16 protein-coding genes are annotated in these 21,101 nt (G+C 45.6%); 6 read left to right on the forward strand and 10 right to left on the reverse strand.

Translation table 11 applies throughout. From position 1 onward, the window contains the following. Positions 1 to 28 precede the first annotated feature (28 nt). The 5 genes from HFE01_RS21015 to HFE01_RS21035 form a co-directional block, all read right to left on the reverse strand. The gene (locus HFE01_RS21015; RefSeq protein ID WP_016819394.1) at positions 29 to 1,309 is read right to left on the reverse strand and encodes an ABC transporter substrate-binding protein; all 1,281 of its coding nucleotides are present in this window, start codon (positions 1,307 to 1,309) and stop codon (positions 29 to 31) included. Positions 1,310 to 1,419: 110 nt separating this feature from the next. After that, on the reverse strand, positions 1,420 to 2,487 hold the full coding sequence (locus tag HFE01_RS21020) for a response regulator transcription factor (RefSeq protein WP_038978264.1): 1,068 nt from the start codon (positions 2,485 to 2,487) through the stop codon (positions 1,420 to 1,422). Then, complete coding sequence (locus tag HFE01_RS21025; protein ID WP_017425738.1) at positions 2,484 to 4,283, reverse strand: sensor histidine kinase; 1,800 nt, start codon at positions 4,281 to 4,283, stop codon at positions 2,484 to 2,486. Before HFE01_RS21025 ends, HFE01_RS21020 begins: the two co-directional genes overlap by 4 nt. 132 nt (positions 4,284 to 4,415) lie before the next feature. Further along, positions 4,416 to 6,422 (reverse strand): beta-galactosidase, encoded by a 2,007-nt coding sequence (locus tag HFE01_RS21030; protein WP_017425739.1) that lies wholly within the window; start codon positions 6,420 to 6,422, stop codon positions 4,416 to 4,418. 100 nt (positions 6,423 to 6,522) lie between these two features. Then, on the reverse strand, positions 6,523 to 7,917 hold the full coding sequence (locus HFE01_RS21035) for an MFS transporter (RefSeq protein ID WP_107734945.1): 1,395 nt from the start codon (positions 7,915 to 7,917) through the stop codon (positions 6,523 to 6,525). Between the two features lie 173 nt (positions 7,918 to 8,090). On the opposite strand from HFE01_RS21035, the gene HFE01_RS21040 reads away from it, so the two are divergent. The 3 genes from HFE01_RS21040 (at position 8,091) to HFE01_RS21050 (ending at position 10,725) form a co-directional block, all read left to right on the forward strand. Next, positions 8,091 to 8,999, forward strand: a complete 909-nt coding sequence (locus tag HFE01_RS21040) for a helix-turn-helix domain-containing protein (protein ID WP_107734946.1) — start codon at positions 8,091 to 8,093, stop codon at positions 8,997 to 8,999. A 217-nt stretch (positions 9,000 to 9,216) separates the two neighbouring features. Beyond that, positions 9,217 to 9,861: a hypothetical protein gene (locus HFE01_RS21045; protein ID WP_107734947.1), complete on the forward strand. Its 645-nt coding sequence runs from the start codon at positions 9,217 to 9,219 to the stop codon at positions 9,859 to 9,861. 75 nt (positions 9,862 to 9,936) lie between these two features. Further along, positions 9,937 to 10,725, forward strand: a complete 789-nt coding sequence (locus HFE01_RS21050; RefSeq protein WP_107734948.1) for a hypothetical protein — start codon at positions 9,937 to 9,939, stop codon at positions 10,723 to 10,725. 81 nt (positions 10,726 to 10,806) lie between these two features. Here the strand turns inward: HFE01_RS21050 and HFE01_RS21055 are convergent, their stop codons facing one another. Beyond that, positions 10,807 to 11,895: a site-2 protease family protein gene (locus HFE01_RS21055; RefSeq protein WP_107734949.1), complete on the reverse strand. Its 1,089-nt coding sequence runs from the start codon at positions 11,893 to 11,895 to the stop codon at positions 10,807 to 10,809. Positions 11,896 to 12,228: 333 nt separating this feature from the next. Between HFE01_RS21055 and HFE01_RS21060 the strand changes: the two genes are divergently transcribed. Together HFE01_RS21060 and HFE01_RS21065 are read left to right on the forward strand one after the other, a co-directional pair. Next, positions 12,229 to 13,179, forward strand: coding sequence for a macrolide 2'-phosphotransferase (locus HFE01_RS21060; protein WP_107734950.1), 951 nt, complete (start codon positions 12,229 to 12,231; stop codon positions 13,177 to 13,179). A gap of 165 nt (positions 13,180 to 13,344) precedes the next feature. Next, on the forward strand, positions 13,345 to 16,710 hold the full coding sequence (locus HFE01_RS21065) for a DEAD/DEAH box helicase (protein ID WP_167438639.1): 3,366 nt from the start codon (positions 13,345 to 13,347) through the stop codon (positions 16,708 to 16,710). 114 nt (positions 16,711 to 16,824) lie between these two features. Here HFE01_RS21065 and HFE01_RS21070 read toward each other — a convergent pair whose 3' ends face one another. The 3 genes from HFE01_RS21070 to HFE01_RS21080 form a co-directional block, all read right to left on the reverse strand. Further along, positions 16,825 to 17,784 carry a ring-cleaving dioxygenase gene (locus HFE01_RS21070; protein ID WP_090891268.1) on the reverse strand — a complete coding sequence of 320 codons (960 nt, stop codon included), beginning with the start codon at positions 17,782 to 17,784 and terminating at the stop codon, positions 16,825 to 16,827. 38 nt (positions 17,785 to 17,822) lie between these two features. Continuing rightward, entirely contained in the window at positions 17,823 to 18,449 is a 627-nt protein-coding gene (locus tag HFE01_RS21075) for a nitroreductase family protein (protein WP_016819404.1), read from the reverse strand. 119 nt (positions 18,450 to 18,568) lie between these two features. Beyond that, complete coding sequence (locus HFE01_RS21080; protein WP_016819405.1) at positions 18,569 to 18,940, reverse strand: MmcQ/YjbR family DNA-binding protein; 372 nt, start codon at positions 18,938 to 18,940, stop codon at positions 18,569 to 18,571. A gap of 509 nt (positions 18,941 to 19,449) precedes the next feature. Between HFE01_RS21080 and HFE01_RS21085 the strand changes: the two genes are divergently transcribed. After that, positions 19,450 to 20,379 (forward strand): ketopantoate reductase family protein, encoded by a 930-nt coding sequence (locus HFE01_RS21085; protein WP_016819406.1) that lies wholly within the window; start codon positions 19,450 to 19,452, stop codon positions 20,377 to 20,379. Between the two features lie 91 nt (positions 20,380 to 20,470). On the opposite strand, the gene HFE01_RS21090 is transcribed toward HFE01_RS21085, so the two are convergent. Beyond that, entirely contained in the window at positions 20,471 to 21,031 is a 561-nt protein-coding gene (locus tag HFE01_RS21090; RefSeq protein WP_031462837.1) for an NADPH-dependent FMN reductase, read from the reverse strand. Positions 21,032 to 21,101: the final 70 nt, after the last annotated feature.

The raw sequence follows: 21,101 nt of genomic DNA on the forward strand, positions 1-21,101 counted from the left end.
CCTCCCGATGTCATTCTGTAGGTTCCCGCTACTTGTTCACTTTGTTATACGATTTCCATGCCTTATCCAGCGCCTTAATGACGTCATCCTGCGAGAGCTGACCAGCATAATAGGATTGGAGCGACTTACCTGCCTCGTCCTTGACCGCCTGCGGGATGGATGGATCTTGGTACGACTTGCCTGCTTTCACATATTCGGTAGCGTCATTAACCCAAGGATAGCTTTTGAACGTATGGACTTTGGAGATAGGGTTAAATTTCAATGCTTCATAGAACGCGCTGGAATCCTTGTCGTCCAACACATAGTTAACAAAATCGAGTGCAACCTCCTTATTCTTGCTTGTAGAGGATACAGCCAGCGAAGTCGAAGTGGACAGATTGATCAAGGTCGCATTCGGATCGTCATTAATCGGTAGCGGGGCTACTCCAAAGTCCATCTTCGGATCCGATTTTAAAATCGTTTCCGCAAACCACGGCCCCTGAATCCACATCGCCGCTTTACCTGAGGCAAAGGCCGCCGACCCATCATCCCCGCCAATTTCCAGCGCCTTATCTGTACCGTTGCTGTTCACTAGATCAATAATATCGAACATGCTCTTCATTTCGGAGAAAGAGCCTTTGTCCTGATTCATCCGTTCGATAAAATCCTTATTCTGTGTGTTCATCATTGCACCTGCAGTGAGCGGCACGAACAACTGTGGAATCCAGGATTCCTTGTAGGACAACAGGAACGGTTTCACATGATTCGCTTTCAGCTTCTCGACGACAGCCTTCATTTCGGTCAACGTTCCCGGCGGCTTCAAATCCAAATCCTTAAATATCTTTTTATTGTACAAATAGCCCCAGGAGATCGTTTCCAAAGGAACCGCTACAACCTTGCCGTCTTGAGTTGTCACCGAGGGCTTAACGCTGTCCATCAATTTGCTGACAAATGGCTGACCGGACAAATCCTCCAAGTATCCCGCTTTGTAAAACGGTGGAATTTCATTCACCGCATGCAGTGCGAATACGTCCGGTGCATCGTTGGATGCGAGCCTTGTCTTCAAAATTTGTGCGGCATTGTCAGCAGGCGGCATCTCCAGTTGAACGGTAACGTCGATATTTTTATCTTTCTTCTCTTTGGCTACAAACGCATTAATGTATTTATCGTAGTGTTCTTTCAAACGGGGCTGGGCAATAAACATTTTGAGATTTACGGTTTTGCCGTCTCCACCGGAACCGCTGCTGTCACTGCCTGAAGAATTCGCTCCACATCCGGCCAACAACGTGCCAACCAGCATCGTACTCAATACACCTTTCCACATCTTCATGCAAAATGACCTCCCCTAAGTTGAAAATAACGATTTTGTATACGCTTTCATTATAGGATGGGAAGCCACTTCTGCCATTGGACACCGTTAGCATATTGAATTGGATTTTTTTAAACTTCCTTTCTCATTTCACCGGGGGCCATGCCAAAATGCTTTTTAAATACCCGATAAAAATAAGACACATCCTCGTACCCAGCCATCTCTGCAACGGCTTTAATTGAAATCTGTTTATTGGCCAGCCATTCCCGCGCCTTTTCCATTCTCCGTTCTACAATGTAGTCCGTTACATTCTGACCGTACTCCTGCTTAAATACCTTGCTCATATACTCTTTGCTCACAAAAAAGTTTTTCGCCAACTGCTCCAGTGTGATCGGCCCAGCATAGTAACTATCGATATACCGCCGTACCTCCTCCAAATTCAGCTTGTTTTTGTATTTCCGCTGCCGAATCAGCTGATCCAGTTCCTGAACATAGCATGACGATACGAATTCCAGCGCATGTTCTACAGAGGATAGAACAGCCTGCGAAAGCGGAAATCCACCCTTTGCCGTAGAAGTATTCAGCCCGTTATCCGCTGACAGCTCTTTCAGCAGAGAAAGCAGCTCCTGCACCAGCCTGCCCAGCATATGTGGAGTTGGTGCTCCATAACTCTCCAACTCCTGCACAACCTGTCTGCATGTTAAGTTCACCCCGTCACGATTCAGCTCATTAAAATAAAGACGCAGCAGTTGCTTATACCGGGTTAACTTGTGAAAAAACTCATAATCCAGTTCTGTTGCTTCTGGTTGCTGTTCGGCCAACTTGACCTCCAGATCGTTTTTGCATTTGAGCAGCACCGCATTCAGCTCGACAGGATTGACAGGCTTTAGCAAATAATCAACAGCCTTATAACGGATCGCATGTTTGGCATACGCGAAGTCATCATATCCGCTCACGACAATGATTTTCACATCAGGACATTGGTTATTTAGCGCTTGCAGCAGCTCCACTCCGTCCGCACCTGGCATGTGCATGTCCGTAATCACAATGTGGGGAGCTAACTCCCCGACCAGCCTGAATGCTTCATCTCCGTCCTCTGCCTCACCCACCACCACCATTCCAAGCTTTTCCCATGTGCCAAATGTCTTCAAAATATCGCGGTTCCACGGCTCATCGTCAACGATTAATACCTTGATCATACTTTGCCCTCCTCTGCTGAGGTGAATGGAATACGAATAGTGACACATGTACCGACTCCCTGCTCACTATCTATCGTCACTCCGTAATGCACTCCAAAATTCATCCGTATACGTGAAGACACATTGCTTAATCCAATATGACTGCCCTGCGCCCAAATTGGTTCCTCCGATGCGTTTTCCAGCCTAGCTCGAACTTTTTCCAGCTTGTCGGGGGGCATACCGTTACCATTATCGCTGACCGTAATGCACACATCTTCTTTCATAATCTCCACGCGGATTGCCATTTTCCACGCCCCTGCCTTGCGATCAAGACCATGCTGAAATGCGTTTTCCAACAATGGTTGAAGCGATAGCTTCGGCAAACGAATATCCATTGCCTGCTCTTCTGTCTCCACCTGAAATACCAATCTTTGCGGAAAACGACGCTGCTGGATGCGCATATAATGTCCCACATGATCGAGCTCTGCGCGCAGAGAGGCCATATCCTGAGGCTCCCGTACCACGTAACGGAACATCTCACTCAGCGAACGAATGACTTCATAGGTATCCTCCGGCTTTTGGGAAAACACCATACTTCCAATCATTTGCAACGTATTTTGCAGAAAATGAGGATGAATCTGCGCCTGGAGCGCTTTCAATTCAGCCGTCTTTTTTTGCAAATTGATACTGTATTCTGTCTGGATATGTTCGCGTATTCGGCCTGCCATCCCATGCAAACTTCTTTCCAGCAACCCAATCTCATCCGGTCGTATACTTGGTTCTCCAACCGGTCCCTTGATCATATCCAGTTCCTGCACCGAACGCGCCAAACGGACAATCGGGCGTGCGGTCCGCCATGCGATGAAAATAGCGATGCAGATGGAAACCAGGATTGAAATTACACCTACGACAATACCATACAGCATGGTTGAAAAGGCACTGTGGTTAATGGAGGAAGTCGGTATGATTTTGACCAGTTTCAGTCCAACCACATCCAGATCATTGTAGAACACATAATGCTCGGCAGTTTGAAGCATCCCGGGACCCGGTTTAACGTCACGAAGAGCAGCCAGCACTCCTGCAGGAGGAGGCGATTGCCGAGCCTGCACTGGATACATAACTCTGCCATCCCTATCTGTAATCAACACTTGATGCTGATCCCCTCGTCCCAGCAGACCCAGCGTCTGATCGAATTGTGACCACAGCACCTCCAATGAAATAGCCCCCGTCTGCTTCTGGTCTTCAAAACGCCGAATACTGCGTGTCAGTGTAAAGCGTTCCGGGTCAGCGGAGCTTGGTCGAATCGAATAATCCTTATTCGCTTGCCACATCTCAGCATACTGCGGGGGAATACCGCCCACTGTCGTAATTTCATTTTGCATACTATTGAAGGTAAACAGGGTTTGCGATTGCTTCAAATACAACTGAATACCGATGACATGACTCCCGGCTGAATAATACACATTCGCCAGCGTATTCAGCATTTTTCGCTGGGCATTAAATTGGCTTGAAAGATTGTCGGGTTCTCGTTCATTTAAATAATCGCTTAGATCAGGGCTGATCTGAATGCTGTAAATCAGATGATTCAGACGATCTAACTGGTCGCTGGTATAAATGCCCGTCCATTTCATATTGGACATGTTCGTCTCGACCACTTCGGTTTCCATAGACGATCTGCTTTTCTCCGCAGCCAGCACCGTGACAGCAATGACCGGCAGCACAGATAGAACAATCATCGTCAAGACTAGCTTGAGCTGAATGCTACGTCGATACGGGGCCATCAGCGCCTGGAACCAGCGGATTGCTCGGGTTGGCATAGCGATGCACTCCTCTATTCAGCCATATGCGAAAACGCCCCGCAATTCGCAGGGGCGCTTCACTTGCCGGATACTCCCGGCCGATACTATATAAAATGATTCGTACGTCGGTTTCAGCTCACTATTCATCATTTACGCTTCTTCGATAATTATAACACCCCAAGGCTCCAACTGGAGCATTTGTCCTTGGATAACCCTCTGCTCTCCGATCAGCTCCTTGCCGTCTCCGTGCGGATATATCACCGAGCCTGCTTGTTCGGAATAGTTAAAATAGTACCGGATCGTTCGCCCCAAATCATTCGTACCGGATTTGACAATGATCGGATAAGAAGCTTCCTGATCTAGTCCCCATACGCCTGCCTTTTTGGCTACAGAGCTTAATAATTCGCGGATGACCGCCGAACTGACAATACAGCCGATATAGGTCGCCGTTCCCTGACCATAGCGATTTTGCGTAATCGCGGCATATTTGCCCCAATGCGGGTGATCATAATAAGCCAATACTTCCGCTGTCGTCGGCGTAATCAGCTCCATCCACGTATCTACCTGATTGTCCTCTGCTGCCACTTTAAAAGGATTATCCTTAAGCGTCACGTTCTTTGGCTCCACAAACAAGCTGTAATGAATGCCGCAGGCTTCGCTAATCACACCCGGCTGACGGGATGTTCTCACCTGTACATGCTCGTCGGTAAATCCACTGCGGGATGTGTAAACTACATGACCGCCTTGTTCGACATAGCGGTTCAGCTTCTCCAGCAGTGTATCTGGCGCAGAATAGAGGCTCGGGACGATCAAGAGATCGTAGTCATCAAACGATTCCGTACCCGGATGGATGATATCCGTCCCGATATTCAGCTTGTACAGCTCGTCATACAAACGGCGTACGATATCGTTGTAATTCAATGGACTGTTCATATTAAACTTGAACCAGCTAATGGATGTCAACGCTTCGTTGCTGATCAGGATGGCTGTTTTATTTTTCTTTTTCAAATTGACCAGATGTGGGGATAATCTCGCAAAATCCTTCCCTATCGTCTGTGCTTCCTCATACACAGGATTCGGTTCAAAATCATGGCTGAGCAGACCTTTCCAGTAGGTTTCGAAGGAATTATGAATGGAATGCCAGTGCCAGTAAGCTACCATATTGGCCCCGGAAGCCAGATGGCTGAACGCTTGCAGTCGCAATTGTCCCGGATAAGGAACCCAGTGTGTAAACGCCTGCGCCTCCGTTTCCAGCACCAGGTAATTATTCTGTTTTGTTGAACGCGCCACATCACCACCAAAGGAAATCTCAATTCCAGTCAGATCATCTTGGGATGGATGATAAATATCTACACCTGTCACATCAAACGCTTGAGATGCAGCAAAGTGATCCACATCCGGCTGAATCCCAAAGGAATGACCTCTCCACTCAAAATCAAAATTTTGCGTAACAAATTGGTCTGCCCGCTTATATTCATTGACAAGCGCAACCTGCCAGGCTAGGAAATCCGTTACCAGCTTGCGCTGGAATTGGGAAAAGGCTGCACCCAAGCTTCCATTAATCGTTCCGACCACCGAAGGGAAGTCCTCCCAGCTATTGATGCGATTGCTCCAGTAATCCAAGCCAAATTTGCGGTTTAGCTCATCCAGTGATTCAAACCGCTCCCGCAAATACTTCACAAATTGTAATTGCACATTGGGACCGCTCGTATGGTAATGCTTCGTCTCATTGTCTGTCTGAAAGCCGATGACCGCCGGATGCTGACTCACCCGTCCAATCAGCTTGCGTATGATTCGCTCAGCATGGAACAGGTACACCGGGTTCGTAATGTCCATAATCTGGCGAGCTCCGTATTTGCCCGGCCCCTGAGGCGTTGTCGCCAATACATCGGGATGCTCCTTCACCAGCCAGGTGGGCACAGCATAGGTCGGCGTGCCCACTATGACCTCAATACCGGCTTTATGCATAGCGTCCAGCACCCGATCCACGGAGGTGAAATCAAACACGCCATTTTGCGGTTCATGTGTACTCCAAGTAGATTCGGCTATCCGCACCACGTTAATTCCCGCATCCTTCATCATTTGGATATCCTGGTCCAAACGGTCATAAGGCATATATTCATCATAATAGGCAACACCGTACAGCAGCTTTTTCATCGAGTCGTCCTCCTATAAGTTCATGGTAATTGTCATATCCCATTTCGCCTACTCCGTTTTCCATGGGATTTTTTTCGTGTTCAACTTATATAGCTTTGTTTCAAATACCGTGGCTGTTATGCGGCTTTTTCAGGGATGGAACAGATATCGTATTACCAGCAACTTCCTGCTTCGTGAGATCCGTCTGCTGTTGATTTTTTTTCGCACTTGCCAGCCAGCCCTCTACGTCTTTTTCCTTAATCTTGTACAGCCATGCGAACAGCCCTGCCGTAATTAAGGCCCCCACACCAGGCACTACCGCATAAAGCGCAAATATCCACGTAAGCACCTGTCCGGTCTGCGGTACATTCGGAATGTAGCCGGCAAAGGCAAGCGCATAGGCCACAATTCCACTGGCTGCTGCTCCCCCCAGTTTTCCTGCAAACGTTTGGGTAGCAAAGGCGGTTCCGCTGGCACGCACCCCTTTTTTGAATGCGCCATATTCCACGCAATCGGCGGTAAACATCGGTACCATAAGCTGCGGCGCGGAACTGAACAGGCCAAAAAGAACTGCGAATACACACACAACAATAGGGTTGCTGTAACCGATTGCAAATAAGGACAGGCCTGTAGTAAACAATCCAAGCAAGCTGATAACATTCACTTTCCACTTGCCAAATCTTTTAATAATCGGCGGTAAAATTAATGCGGTGAGCAGCTGCACACCTAAGGAAATGAACATGAGAATTGAAATATAGATAGGATTTTTCAAGTTATATAAGGCAAAATAGCTGACGACAATCCCTTGCAGATTGGTCATGGACAGTGTCATAAACGACATCAGGTAAAATAAAAGCTGCTTGTTTTGCATGGGATACGTCATAATCTGCTTGAGCGTAACCTTCTCTGCCTTGTTGGAATAACGCTCTTTGACATTAAAGCGAGTAAAGTTCATTAAAATCAAACCTGCTACAGCAACGATTAGCGCCAAAATTGGCCAGGAGATCTGATTGGCTACGGCTACCGAAGAGGAGGAGATGACCATAAATGCCAAGAAAACCATCGTTCGGCCTCTGGACATTAATAGATCACGTTCATGCGTATTTTTCGTCATCAGTGTAGCCAAGCCAAACCCAGGCGCATCGCTGATCGTGTAACACATTTCCCATACCAGATACGTGACAGCAATATATATCACCTTGACGGTGAGTGACGCGTCACTCGGAACGAGAAAAATAAGTACAGTAAGTATTGGCAAAATAATAGAAGCCAGATTCGTCCAGGGTTTGAACAAGCCACCCCTTAGGTTGGCCCGGTCTATGATCACACCGAAGATCGGAGCACTAAGCGCATCCCATATACGGGCTAGTACGAATAAAGTACCAATAATAGAAACAGATATGCCAACATAATCCGTATAAAATAGCATTGCAAAAGAGGCAACCAGACAGAGAATTGCGTTACTCCCCAAAAAGTAAACGTAATATGACACACGTTCTTTCGATGTTGTTTCCATAGCTCCTCCTAATTACAATATGGCATCGCTTTCAAAATCGCTACATATAAGCGATTTTTTTATGTAAAGGCTTATACTAGAACACTTGTAAGCGCTCTTTTATTATAGATAAATGTTAGGTACAATGAGATTGTCTAAGCGGTGTAAAATTTGCCCTAATCGAAGGTGATCTGATGATATTAAATCCAGATGTTGATCCAGCTCTATTCCATGGTTGCCAATGGTTGCCCATTATTGATTGGAATGTGAAGTTTTTTGGTGCCCATATTCACCGGGTCAAAGCGGATTGGTGCATGCCTGAGGAGTCCCATATCGGTTTTGAAATTGCACTCATTCTAGAAGGTCGTCAGGAAACGATGATGGAGAATAACGTATACTCGGTGGGGGAAGGCGATATTTTAATTATTCCGCCGGGGTTCAAGCATGTGAGCCAGTGTGTATCCCCTGATGGAATGTATTATTTTAGTACCCATTTTAATGTCGATGATCCATTGTTCCGTCAAGAGATGATTAAAAGCAATCAGCTCTTTTTCCCGGCAGGCACTGAAACCAATACCAAGCTGCAGAAAGTTGTCCATAGCTGGATCAGCATGGTGCGGGAGAACGGAGAATATACGACAGCGGACCGCTTTCGCATGCAGATTGCTTTGTTCGAGCTATTCGGAATATTCTCGCAAATGATTTCTACGGGATTGGAGCCGAGAATTGCACCTTCATCCGTTCAATATGCCAAGGCCATTATGGAAGCTATTCAATCGAGGTTCAAACCTTATCGAGAGGATGAATCTGGCGAGCAGACGTTCCGGCTTGAAGATGTGGCGGCTTCCCTTGGAATCAGTCCGGGCTATGCCCAGGAAGTGTTCCGCAAGGTTTACGGCTATTCACCACGTCACTATCTATCGGAAACCAAGCTACATGAGGCTAAGGTGCTGATCCAGCAGCCCAATCTACCGCTAAACAAGGTAGCTTCCCTACTGGGATACTCCAGTCTGGCTCATTTCAGCAGACAGTTCAAGCGCTGGACAGGCACCAGCCCACTTAAGTACCGCCAGACGTTAAAACCGATTACTGATGAAAATTAAGGATATCTAAACATAATGTCATAAGCTCTTAATTATTCAAGAGCTTATGACATTATGTTTTTTATCTGAACAATTATTAACCATTGACAGACTAAGTTGCATATTTGCGAAAACACAAAATCATTCAACTTAGGTCCTGTGTAGGGTTGTTCCATTTTTATATAAGTATTAACATTTATTTGAATAAATTATCAAAAAATATAAGGAGTGGAAAAAATTGAAGAAATTGATCAAATCAACACTTGTTTTAGGTTTAATGCTGAATCTATCAGCGTTGACCGCACAAGCTGCCTCAGATCAGAATGAATTAGAAGGGAATTTTAGACCCCCAGTGGAAAGTAACGTAGGAGATCAGTTGTATATTGATGGTGTTCCATATTATTCTTCTGAGGATATTAAAAAATTCGATAAAGAGCAAAAAGAAGATACCCAAACTCTAAACAGAGAAAACAGTCTAGTTCAGCCGATGGGCACAAATAAATGGACATTTGTAAATTCAAGTAATTATTATACAGGTCAAGATTATGACAGATTTAACAATGGTAGCAATCAAAGTGTAAGAATGAATTTAGAAACCGAGTCAAAAATGACTGGTGAAGTAACTGGAACTGTAAAATATGGTTTTGAAGCTATCGCAGAAGCTGAAATGAGCTTGAAAATAGGTCAAGAATATAGAAAGAAAGTTTCCATTGATGTGACGATTAAACCTTGGCATACTGCCGAACTAAAAAGTGCTGCAAGAGGTATAAAAAGAAATTATGAGTACACTGATACGGGATGGTTTGGCGATACCAAATATACAGCTTCCAGTTATGACAACAACGGCGGTGTAGAATACTGGCTCTACGATAACCCAAGCTAATTAAAAACGAATCGTTTACATAACCCTCCTCAATATGAGGGGGGTTTACCATTTACAAGAAGAGGTGACTACATATTGAAACTTCGTTTTATTTTAATCATCATGTTGCTGCTGACTAATTCTATGGTTTTATTTGGATGTACAAACAATAATCAAAAAAAGGTTATAAATGAATCGAATAAAAATGAAGACACTCAGCTGGAGTATATACGACAAATAAGTGTACGAGAGAATAGTTATTTTATTTTCAATTCTCATGATGATAGTTCTAAAAAAATCAAGATAAGTTTTCCCTATAGAGTAGATAGTTTAAACATTAAAAAGGCTTCTTTATTGTTAAAGAATAAAGTTATTTTAGACAATGTGAAAATTGTTCAGATCTATGAAAATGAATTGACTGTGGATATCAATTTTATTCGTGAATTTGATGCTGTCGAAGTTGTTCTCAAAGATGGACAAAATGTACGGTTAAATTCCGGTCAATACTATTTTGAAGATTTTAAAGAAGATAATCTAAATGAATTTGATAAAGAAATCCTTGAAGTTAATAATTTTCATTTAAAATTCAAAGATGGCCATTTGTTTACAGATATTATACTTCCTCAAGATAGGAACTCCAAAATAGAATATATATTACCATCCCGAATTAGAAAGTATACATCTAATATAAAGTTCTCTCATCAAAAGATAGACGATAATTCAGTTAAGTATACATTGGAGGCCGATATTTCTCGAAACATACTTTTGGAAAATGACGTAAAATCAATCATTTTTGATGTTGGAATGATTCAAAATTATAAAAATCATAAATGGTTCCTTATAAAAGGAAAAGTCCCTATAGAAGCATCAGATTTTAAAAAATAATAAAATCTCCTCCTTCCCCAAAAAAACAAAAAAGAGCGCGATCTGAAAGTATCAGATCCGCGCCTCTTTATAACCACATTATCATAGCCTGATATCTCCTATGTGCTGGTGTACTACATACATCATCCCTATCAGGAATAAGGCCAAGCCCATATAACCGATACCGAATTTCCAGCGTGATGATGCGGGTACTTCGTAATATTTATCATTTTCAAATGGAATGTAGTCAATCCCACACAGTAATCTGAGCTGATACGCATCCGGGGTCGGTATATGTTCTACACCGTTCAGCCATACATGCTGGACAAGACACTGCTGTGGCAGCAGAAGTGTATGCTCCACATCCAGACTCTCCATATATACCGTTACATATTGCTGCCCTTCCAGATCCGAGTAGGTATTAAAGGATAATCTGCGCGTATGCTCCGGTCCAGGCAGCGGGTATCCTTGCTCATATAAATGCTGTACGTTAACCAGCGGCTTCTGTAATAACGACTGAACTTTGACGCCTTCTTCATTGCGTTTGACATATTTTTTGTATAAATCATAGGCAAATAGTGCCCAAATAAAGAAAAATAAAATGGATTTCAAATACACGATCACTATAATCCCACCTAGTAGGCCTACCAGCCATAACCAGCGTGTCACTGCTGTAGAAATCCGTCCTCCATCAAGCGGATGAATCGGCAGCAAATTAATCAGGTTCAGGAAAAAACCGATATATGCTAGTGCATACAAAAGTGGACTGTCTGTTGCATACGCTCCTGCGTATACGGCCATAGCCCCAACTGTCCCCAATAACGGGCCGCCCATGGCCACGTAAGCCTCTGTCTGGGCATCCAAAGGCTGTCGTTTCATGGTGATTAACGCACCGAGAAATGGAATAAATAACGGTGTCGACACCGGAAGCCCCTTGCGTTTGGCAGCCAATACATGCCCCAGCTCATGCACGAATAACAACAACACGAACCCAACCGCAAATCCCCACGGGTATATAATCGCATACGTGCCAATCGTAAACGCCATAGATATCAGCGCACCGCCAAATTTACTGAATTTTAAAAGGGCAAGTAACGATTTGCCTTTCAGCAGGAGCAATGCTGCTGCACTACCAAGATACCATTTGGATGAGCCGGATTTGGAATCGGTCTTATTGTCTTCTTTTTGCAAACGTATCCGTCTCCTTTCTCTAATACTTCCATTGTATCCTGCAATGTGCAGCTTGTAAAAACTTCTCTAGTCCACAGATAAGCGAACTGGGGAAGCTATGTACATTATCCCGTATATTGTAGACATCCTCGAATGGCGGATGGTATATTAGGGCTGGGTTAGATACCCTATTTTGTAAAAGGAGGTTTGCTCACTCATGTGTACTCACTACATGCGTCTCAGATAAAAGGCTAGGCTTCTCAATGAAGCTCAACCCGTTTTTCACATGAAGGGTTGAAGCTTGTTTAAGTTACCTTTTTTAAGACCAAATCTGAACAATGAGGTGTGTTTCATATGACTGAAAAGCGTCCCTTGACTAACCCGAATGACGTTAGCGATATATTGGCCCTTGCCCAAAACAATGGGCTTCACATACAACATGAAGGATTGGAACTCAATGAATCCGGGCTGGATTTCCGAGCCGTATTCGCCAAAGACATCCACGATACCCCTTGGGTTCTACGTACACCGCGACGAGCAGATGTGATTCAATCTGCCGCTTACGAGCATAAGGTGCTTCGGATGATTCGTGATACTCTTCCTATAGCGGTACCTGATTGGCAAATATATAGTCCGAAGCTCATCGCCTATCCTCAGTTGGGGGGAACTCCCGCTGCTACTATTGATATGGAAACAAAAAGCTATGTATGGTTCATCAACCCTGACGCTCTGACGGATAGATTCGTTGCTTCACTCGCTAAAGCCTTAGCCGCGTTGCACCGGATAGATTACCAACGGGCAGCTGATTTCGGTGTTCGCGTAAAGCAGCACGACGAAGTTCGGCAATTAATGGCTCAGCGAATGGAAGAAACACGGCGCGTCTTTGGTGTATCCGAGGAGCTGTGGCAACGATGGCAGACGTGGCTAGCTGACGATAGCTACTGGCCGGCATATTCCGCATTTGTGCACGGCGATCTGCACCCAGGTCATATTCTGGTCTCTTCGAATACAGAGGTTACTGGAATACTAGACTGGACTGAGGCCCAAGTAGCTGATCCGGCAATTGATTTTACGAGTTACTATACTTTATTCGGAGAAGTAGAGCTTGCTCGTTTATTGAAGCTTTATGAAACAGCAGGCGGACGTGTATGGCCGCGTATGAGCGATCATATCGTCGAATTAACTTCAGCTTACCCTGTGCTTATTGCCGAATTCGCCCTTAAGTCTGGTGTGGAAGAGTATATGGATATGGCACGTAATGCGCTGGGAGTTCATGAGCAAGGAGAGGGGTTGCCCGACATATAATATAGCTGTAGCCACCTGGCAGACTTTGGTTCAATGACGGACCAAGGCCTGCTTTTTTTCTTCTCTTCTTTTTCCTAAAGTTACGTTCCGCACTCCAGTGTCCTTCACCCGGTCTGTTCTGTTATCATGTAGAAAACGGAATAACTCAGGAAAGGATTACGAACCATGAGTTTTGAACTTACCCGGCGAGCGATCAGACAACTATGCAGTCAATCTGCTTATGACGACGGGGATGCTTATTATCGGGCCAAAAAGGTGGCCTTTACACAAATAGATCATAATGAAGGTGTGTATGAAGCTACAGTCAAAGGAAACGGCTTTTATGCCGTTGCTGCGATGATCCGGCCCAACGGCAGTATCCGCGCGGAATGTACCTGTAGCTCATTTCAGACCACCGGACGTTATTGCAAACATATTGCTGCTGTTCTTCTTAACGCCTATGATATGCGACGTGGAAAAAGTCTATCCGTACGCTCCTATGTCTCCAGACTTCATCCCGGCACTGCCCCAGATCCAGCGGGGAGCATGGGTTCAGACGGGATGTACACATCTACAGATGCCCCCAATGAACACACTGCTAGAATTTCACGATCCTCTGGCATCACACAAGGGGATCTCCAGTTGACCGACAGTATGTTAAAACTATTCGGCCGCAAGAGACCGCTTCGCAGCACTCCTACGCTGCTGGATACTCGTGCGATCTTGGATTTTCAATTCGTCATCCGGCCTTTTGCCTACGGTTACCAAAAATATATGTTTGGATTGGAAATGAAGGCTGGACCCAAACGATTATACATCGTTCAGAAAATCCGTCCGTTTCTGGACAGTATCGACCGTGGGAATAGCTACATGTTCACGAAGAGCTTCTCTTACGAGCCTGAGCTGTACCGCTTCCGAGCTGAACATGATGCGATCCTACAGCAATTATCCCAGGTATGCCATCAGGAGCGCATGATTCGGGAAACCTCTGGCACGTATTCAGCCTCCGGCAGTCATATGAGTGGCGAGCGAATGCTTCTCATCCCGCCTGCCGCTTGGGATAGGCTGTTCCCCTTGCTGACAGCAGCACAGGGCGTCTATTTTGAAATTCACGGTAACATGAGCGAAGGTATTCCTCAGTCTGACCTGATGCTTCCGCTGCAATTTGAATTTGATGAGGCCGAATCCACAAGCGAAGGCTACCAGTTAAGCATTCAAGGATTAGATGACTTGACCATCATGGAGGACTACGGTGTCGTCATTGCCGATGGCAAGCTTGTCAAGCAGAAGGATGATTCCTTACGGCGTTTGTCCGAGCTAAAACGAATGGTCGAGGTACATCACAGACGAGCAGTCCAGATCGCACCAGAACAGATGGAAGCTTTTATGGATAAGGTCGTGCCCGGGTTAATGAAGCTCGGACGTGTCCATATGACCCGTTCTGTCTCAGAGCGGGTCGCCCAGCATCCGTTGAAGGCCAAGCTGTATCTGGACAGGGTAAGAGACAAACTACTGGCAGGATTGGAATTCCAATATGGAGACATCATCATCAACCCGTTGGAAACAGATGCACGAACGCCAGGTAACGACCGGATTCTGATACGTGATGGGGAACAGGAGCAACGGATTTTGGAACTGATGGAGCATAGCTCCTTTGCCAGAACAGACAGCGGATATTTTATGGAAGATGAAGATGCGGAGTATGACTTTTTGTACCATACGGTTCCACAACTGGAAAAGTTGCTGGACGTCTATGCCACAGGTGCAGTCAAATCGAAAATCAATAATACGCTGCCTGTCCCAAGAATACGGGCGGAGTGGGATGAACGTACGGATTGGCTTGAATTTAAATTTGATATTGAGGGTATACCGGAATCGGAAATTCGCAAGCTGCTCCAATCGTTGGAAGAAAAACAGAGATATCACCGTCTGCCGAATGGTGCCCTGCTGCCACTGGAAACAGAGGAGTACAAGGAATTAATTCGGTTCATGAACGAAACAGGTATCCGCAAAAGCGATCTGGATGCAGCGCAGATTCGAATCCCGGTCACGCAGGGTCTGTATTTAATTGATCCTCACGATCATGTGAAAAGCCTGACCTTGGGTAAAACCTTTCGCCAGCTGCTAGAAAATATACGCAATCCTGACCATCTCGACTTTCCAGTACCCGTCACGCTTGCTCCAATCTTGAGAGATTATCAGGTCTATGGTTTTCAATGGCTTAAGACCTTAGCACATTACCGTTTTGGAGGTATTTTGGCAGATGATATGGGGCTGGGCAAAACACTGCAAAGCATTGCCTTCCTCGTGTCAGTATTGCCGGAAATTCGCAGTCAGCAGCTTCCAGCCATGATCGTGTCCCCTGCATCACTGGTGTACAATTGGCGGAATGAACTGGAGAAATTCGCCCCGCATATCCGCGTCACTATTGCAGATGGCAGCCCGGAGGAACGGAGTCGAATTATACGGGATGCCACCAGCTATGACGTTATTATTACTTCCTATCCGCTGCTGCGACGCGATGCGGATGTGTACAGCAAGCCATCGTTTCATACGCTCATTTTGGACGAAGCGCAGGCGTTCAAGAATCATGCTACCCAGACGGCACAGGCCGTTAAGGATGTACAAGCCCGTTACCGTTTTGCCCTGACAGGAACGCCAATCGAGAATACATTGGAAGAACTTTGGTCCATCTTCGACGTTGTATTTCCTGAGCTATTTCCCGGCGGAAAAAGAGCGTTTCACAACCTGCCTCGTAATGTGATTGCCAAGCGGGTTCGTCCGTTCCTGCTGCGCCGTCTGAAGAGCGATGTTCTTAAGGAACTGCCGGAGAAAATCGAATCCGTGCAGGTATCACGCCTCCTGCCAGAGCAAAAAAAGCTGTACACGGCTTATCTGGCCAAGCTCCAGCATGAAACGTTGAAGCATCTTAACGAAGAAGGATTTCAGAAAAATCGGATCAAAATTCTCGCAGGTCTGACCCGACTTCGGCAGCTCTGCTGTCATCCGGGCTTATTCATCGAAGGATATACGGGAAGCTCGGCCAAATTTGAACAACTGCTGGAGATTATTACGGAATGTCTCAGCTCCGGGAAGCGGATGCTCATTTTTTCACAGTTCACCACGATGCTTCAAATGGTCGGACGCGAGCTTTCTCGTGAGGGGGTCCCCCACTTTTACCTGGATGGACAGACTCCCGCCCCCGAACGAGTCGAGCTGTGCAGTCGCTTCAACGAAGGAGAACGCGAGCTGTTCCTGATTTCCCTCAAGGCAGGAGGTACGGGTCTGAATCTCACTGGTGCAGATACCGTCATTCTGTATGACCTGTGGTGGAATCCCGCTGTAGAGGAGCAGGCTACCAACCGCGCACACCGAATGGGCCAGAAAAAAGTGGTGCAGGTTATTCGGCTCATCGCCCAAGGTACGGTAGAGGACAAAATGTATGAGCTACAGCAAAAAAAGAAAAATCTGATCGACCAGGTCATTCAGCCGGGGCAAGAAAGCCTTTCAGCACTGACTGAACTGGAAATTCGTGAGCTGCTCATGATCTAAACAGCTCTTCCACGCTTATTTTTACACTAATGACATTCAGATACCAAAAGGTCCAATGAGGATGGAAATCTTCCCGCATTGGACCTTTTGATGTTCCATATGTGATTGTCCAGCTTAAACCGATTCATCCTGTTGGAGTACTCTAGGTTCGATGGGAACCAGATTAGACTCAATCTCGGCGCGCTGAGGCTCATACCATTCAGGCAGCATCAGCTTGTGCCCCAACTCATTCAATTCCTCATCCACCGTAAATCCGGGCGGATCGGTTGCGATCTCGAATAGAATACCGCCTTGCTCGCGGAAGTATACGGCATTGAAGTATTGGCGATCTACAATGCCACTGGTCCCAAAACCATGCTGACGAACCCATTCGTCCCACGCCTGATGCTCAGTATCGTCCTGCGCGCGCCACGCAATATGGTGAACCGTACCGGCGCCGCCATTCCCCCATGGTACATCTTTGACTGGAATGTCGATCAGGTTGCCTAGATCCCCAGTCGTCTGATAACGGATATAGCCTGCATCTGCGTCTTCTCCGATGGGAGTCATGCCCAGAACATTCTCCAGCACGCCTTGGGTGTGCTTGGAATCCGCACTGTAGAGCACTGCTCCTCCAAAGCCCTTGATCGCTTTATCTGTAGGCACGCCTCCGGCTGTCCACGTATTCACCGGGCCTTCCTCGCGCTCCACCAGTTCCAGATGCAAGCCCTCATTGTCTCGGAACTGGATGAATGACTCGCCAAAACGAGTAGCCTTCGTGAAGGATACCTTTAAGCTGTGCAGACGGTTTTCCCAGTAATCCATTGAGCCCGGCGGCACAACATACGTCGTAATCCCGACCTGTCCGCCTCCAATTTTACCCTTGCGTGTACCCGGAGCCGGAAAAAAGGTAATGATCGTGCCCGGGCTGCCTTCTTCATTCCCAAAATACAAGTGATATACTTCTGGAGCGTCAAAGTTAATTGTCTTTTTGATCAATCTCAAACCAAGCACACCTGCGTAAAAGTCAACATTGCCCTGTGGATCGCCTGCAAAGGACGTAATATGGTGAATTCCAGCGGTTTTCAAAGACATCTCAATCACTCCTTAATGAACATGATGATTTACAAATTTCAAAATCCATTGTAGCTAACAAACTGTCCAACAGGCTTGCGATATCCTCTTGCCCGTTGCCCCGATTCGTCCTCTTTCCCCAAGGTGATCATCATCACAGGCACAAATTGCTCGGGGATATTCAATACTTCCTGCACCTTCGCCGGGTCAAAACCGATCATTGGGCAAGTATCCCAGCCTTTGTCCTTGGCAATCAACATAAATTGCATAGCCGACAGGCTGGCATTACGAATCGCTTCTTCCCTCTGGAAGACAGGTCCTCGCTCGCGATAAAACTGAGTTACTGATTCTACGGTGCTATCATATTCCTGCTTGCTCAGAACACCCAAATTCAGGAACCCTTCGTTGAGGTCAGCTACCTTGGTATAAGCCTCTGTATCACCCAGCACTACAATGGTAGCCGAAGAGGTTAATATTTTATACTGCTTACTTGCCTCATCATGCAGCCTTTGTTTGATCTCTGCATCCTGCACTACGATATAACGCGCATGCTGTAAATTAAAAGCCGATGGAGCAAACTTCACCAGCTGAAATATCTCTTCCAGTTCTTTTGCATCTATAGTAACATCAGGAATAAATTTAGAAGCCGATCTTCTCTCTTGAATAACATTCACCAGTTCGCTCATATTCAGGTCCACTCCTTGATATTATTTTCAAATAAATTATCTTTAAATTAAGAATATATCTTTAGTGGTTTTCTGTCAAGTAAAACTATAAAAGTGTTACTAAGGGCTTCACCAGCCCTTTACAGATCCGTAGCCCGTATCCTCATCGTAATCGCTTCGCGTTGCGCTTTGGTTAAGCTTTTGAAGACCAGCTCATACGAATGGTCGATCATGCTGTACAAATCCTCCAACGGAAAGCTATTATCAACCTCTACCGTATTCCAATGCTTTTTATTCAAATGATAGCCTGGCTTAATTGCCTTGTTCTGCTGACGCAGGTTTTCTGCAATGACCGGATCACATTTCAGGGATACGTGGCTAATGCCATCTTTTTCAGTCAGGAGAGCAAACATCTTGCCCCCTACCTTTAGTACCAGGGGATCAGCTCCAAATGGATAATCCTTAACGGCCTCTTTTTGGCTCAGACCATACGCTACAATTTGCTCAAACACCAGCCTTCTCTCCTCTGCTCCAAGTTATTTGTTCTATGAACCTACCTATTGCGCCCTATTATATCACCTTCATTACGCTACATATACACTAAGTCCGTGCTACATTTAGGGGAACTGTGCTAAAGGTAAATCATTATGGATACCGTCACACACTGTTCGGATTGGCTTTATATGGGACAGGAACCTGATATTCTGGTATACTTCCCTGAGAGGCTGTATCGATATATTCGAACGGTACTCTGGTAAGGTGTAATTTAATAGTATAAGCGTGAGCCTATGGAGGTGAACTCGTTGGATTTTGCTCTGATCCGAAAGGACCGAGACAAAAGAACGGTCGCAAATTGACTCTTTTTTTGCCTTTCGGACCTTTTCAGCAATGTGCTGGAAGGTTTTTTTGTTTTCCAAAACCAAGGTAGGAAAGGATTTGAGTGTATCATGACAAACTCGAAGGTACTTAATGTTTTGCAACTAAAGGAAATGAAACAAAAAGTAAAGGCAGGTACCCTATGATGCGGTTTCTAGTTGTGGGTGCAGGAGCTATTGGAGGCTATTTTGGGGGGCGCCTGGTTCAAAAAGGAGAAGATGTAACCTTTCTCGTCCGCCCTTCCAAGAAGCTTCATTTGGCAAAAAACGGTCTGACGATTCAAAGTGTGCACGGAGATTTTCAGACACCGATCCAGGCTATTACCTATGGTGAAGCTGCTGAGCCATTTGACTGTATTATTCTCGCGGTCAAAGCGTACCATCTGCCTCTATTGCAGCCCGACCTTGCGCCTTATATCGGCAAAGATACCATGATTCTTCCTTTACTTAACGGTTATGAACATTTTGAATCTTTGCGCGAATATTTCGGAACTGAAAAAGTGCTGGGTGGGCTTTGTTATATCGAAACGACGTTAAATCACAAAGGCTCTATCGTTCAGACAAGCCCGTTTCACCGCATTGTTTTTGGGGAATGGGATGGAGCAAATTCAGAGCGTGCGCAACTACTATGTAGCCATCTTGATCATGCAGGCTTCACCGTCACACACAGTCATGACATTCAGCGTGAAATTTGGCAGAAGTATATATTTATTGCCAGCATGAGCGGAATCACAACCCTCATGGGTAGCTCCGTCGGAGCTATACTCGCCACGCCCGAATCGCGTGCAATCTATGAAAGGCTACTGCATGAGATCGTCACACTCGCACGCAACGCCGATATGCCTATTCATTCAGAAATGGAAGCACATACACTAAAAACGATGGATTCCTTAAAGCCTGAGATGATGTCATCCATGCAACGTGATATGCAGAAAAATCTACCGGTTGAAGCAAGTCATCTGCACGGTGCACTTCTGGCATTGGCTTCTGGCAGTAATGTCTCATATCCGATACTTGAAACGGTGTATGCCCGTTTAAAGGTCTATGAGAGCTTATTGAACACTTCTAACATTTAGATAACTGATGAATACCTGCCGTTGAATACGTAGTAGGTGGCCATCCGAAAAAGCAGATCCTTCTATGATGAAGGATCTGCTTTGAATTTTTCTATGCCTGTCCTCTGCATGCTTGCTCAATCCCTTGAAGTAATGCTTCCAACTCCTGTCTAGTATCAGCGTTTGTAATGATGCCTTCTTGATTCAGCTTCAATGTGATATGCGGAATAATGACCTTTCCATTTTCCACAATCTCTGCATTGATCATTTGCAATGTGAGCAGTAGCGAAGCATGAGCCATATTGCCGCCCATAGGGGACGGTGAAGCGCTAATGACCGCTGTAGGCTTGTTTACAAATTCACCTGAAGATACGAGCCAGTCCAAGGCATTTTTTAAAGCACCCGGCACACCATTCCCATATTCCGGCGTACAGATCAGTACTCCATCGGCTTGTTTCAATTGCTCCCGTAGCTCTCTTACGGAAGTTGGCCCTTCCTCTACATCCAAGTCAGGATTAAAATGAGGCAAATCCCCCAATCCATCATAAACCATGAATGATATATTTTCAGAAGCCAGTCCAATAACAGCCTTCATAAGCGCGGTATTGGAAGACTTTTGACGAAGGCTACCCGATATAGCCAATACCTTAATCTTTTGTTCCATCCATCTCATCTCGTTTCTTTTCACTTGATCTAATCTTGATACTCAGTGTACTACAAAAGTTGGCCAGTATCATGAGATA

This window comes from Paenibacillus sp. EKM10P, from assembly GCF_011800655.1.
GTDB lineage: Bacteria > Bacillota > Bacilli > Paenibacillales > Paenibacillaceae > Paenibacillus > Paenibacillus polymyxa.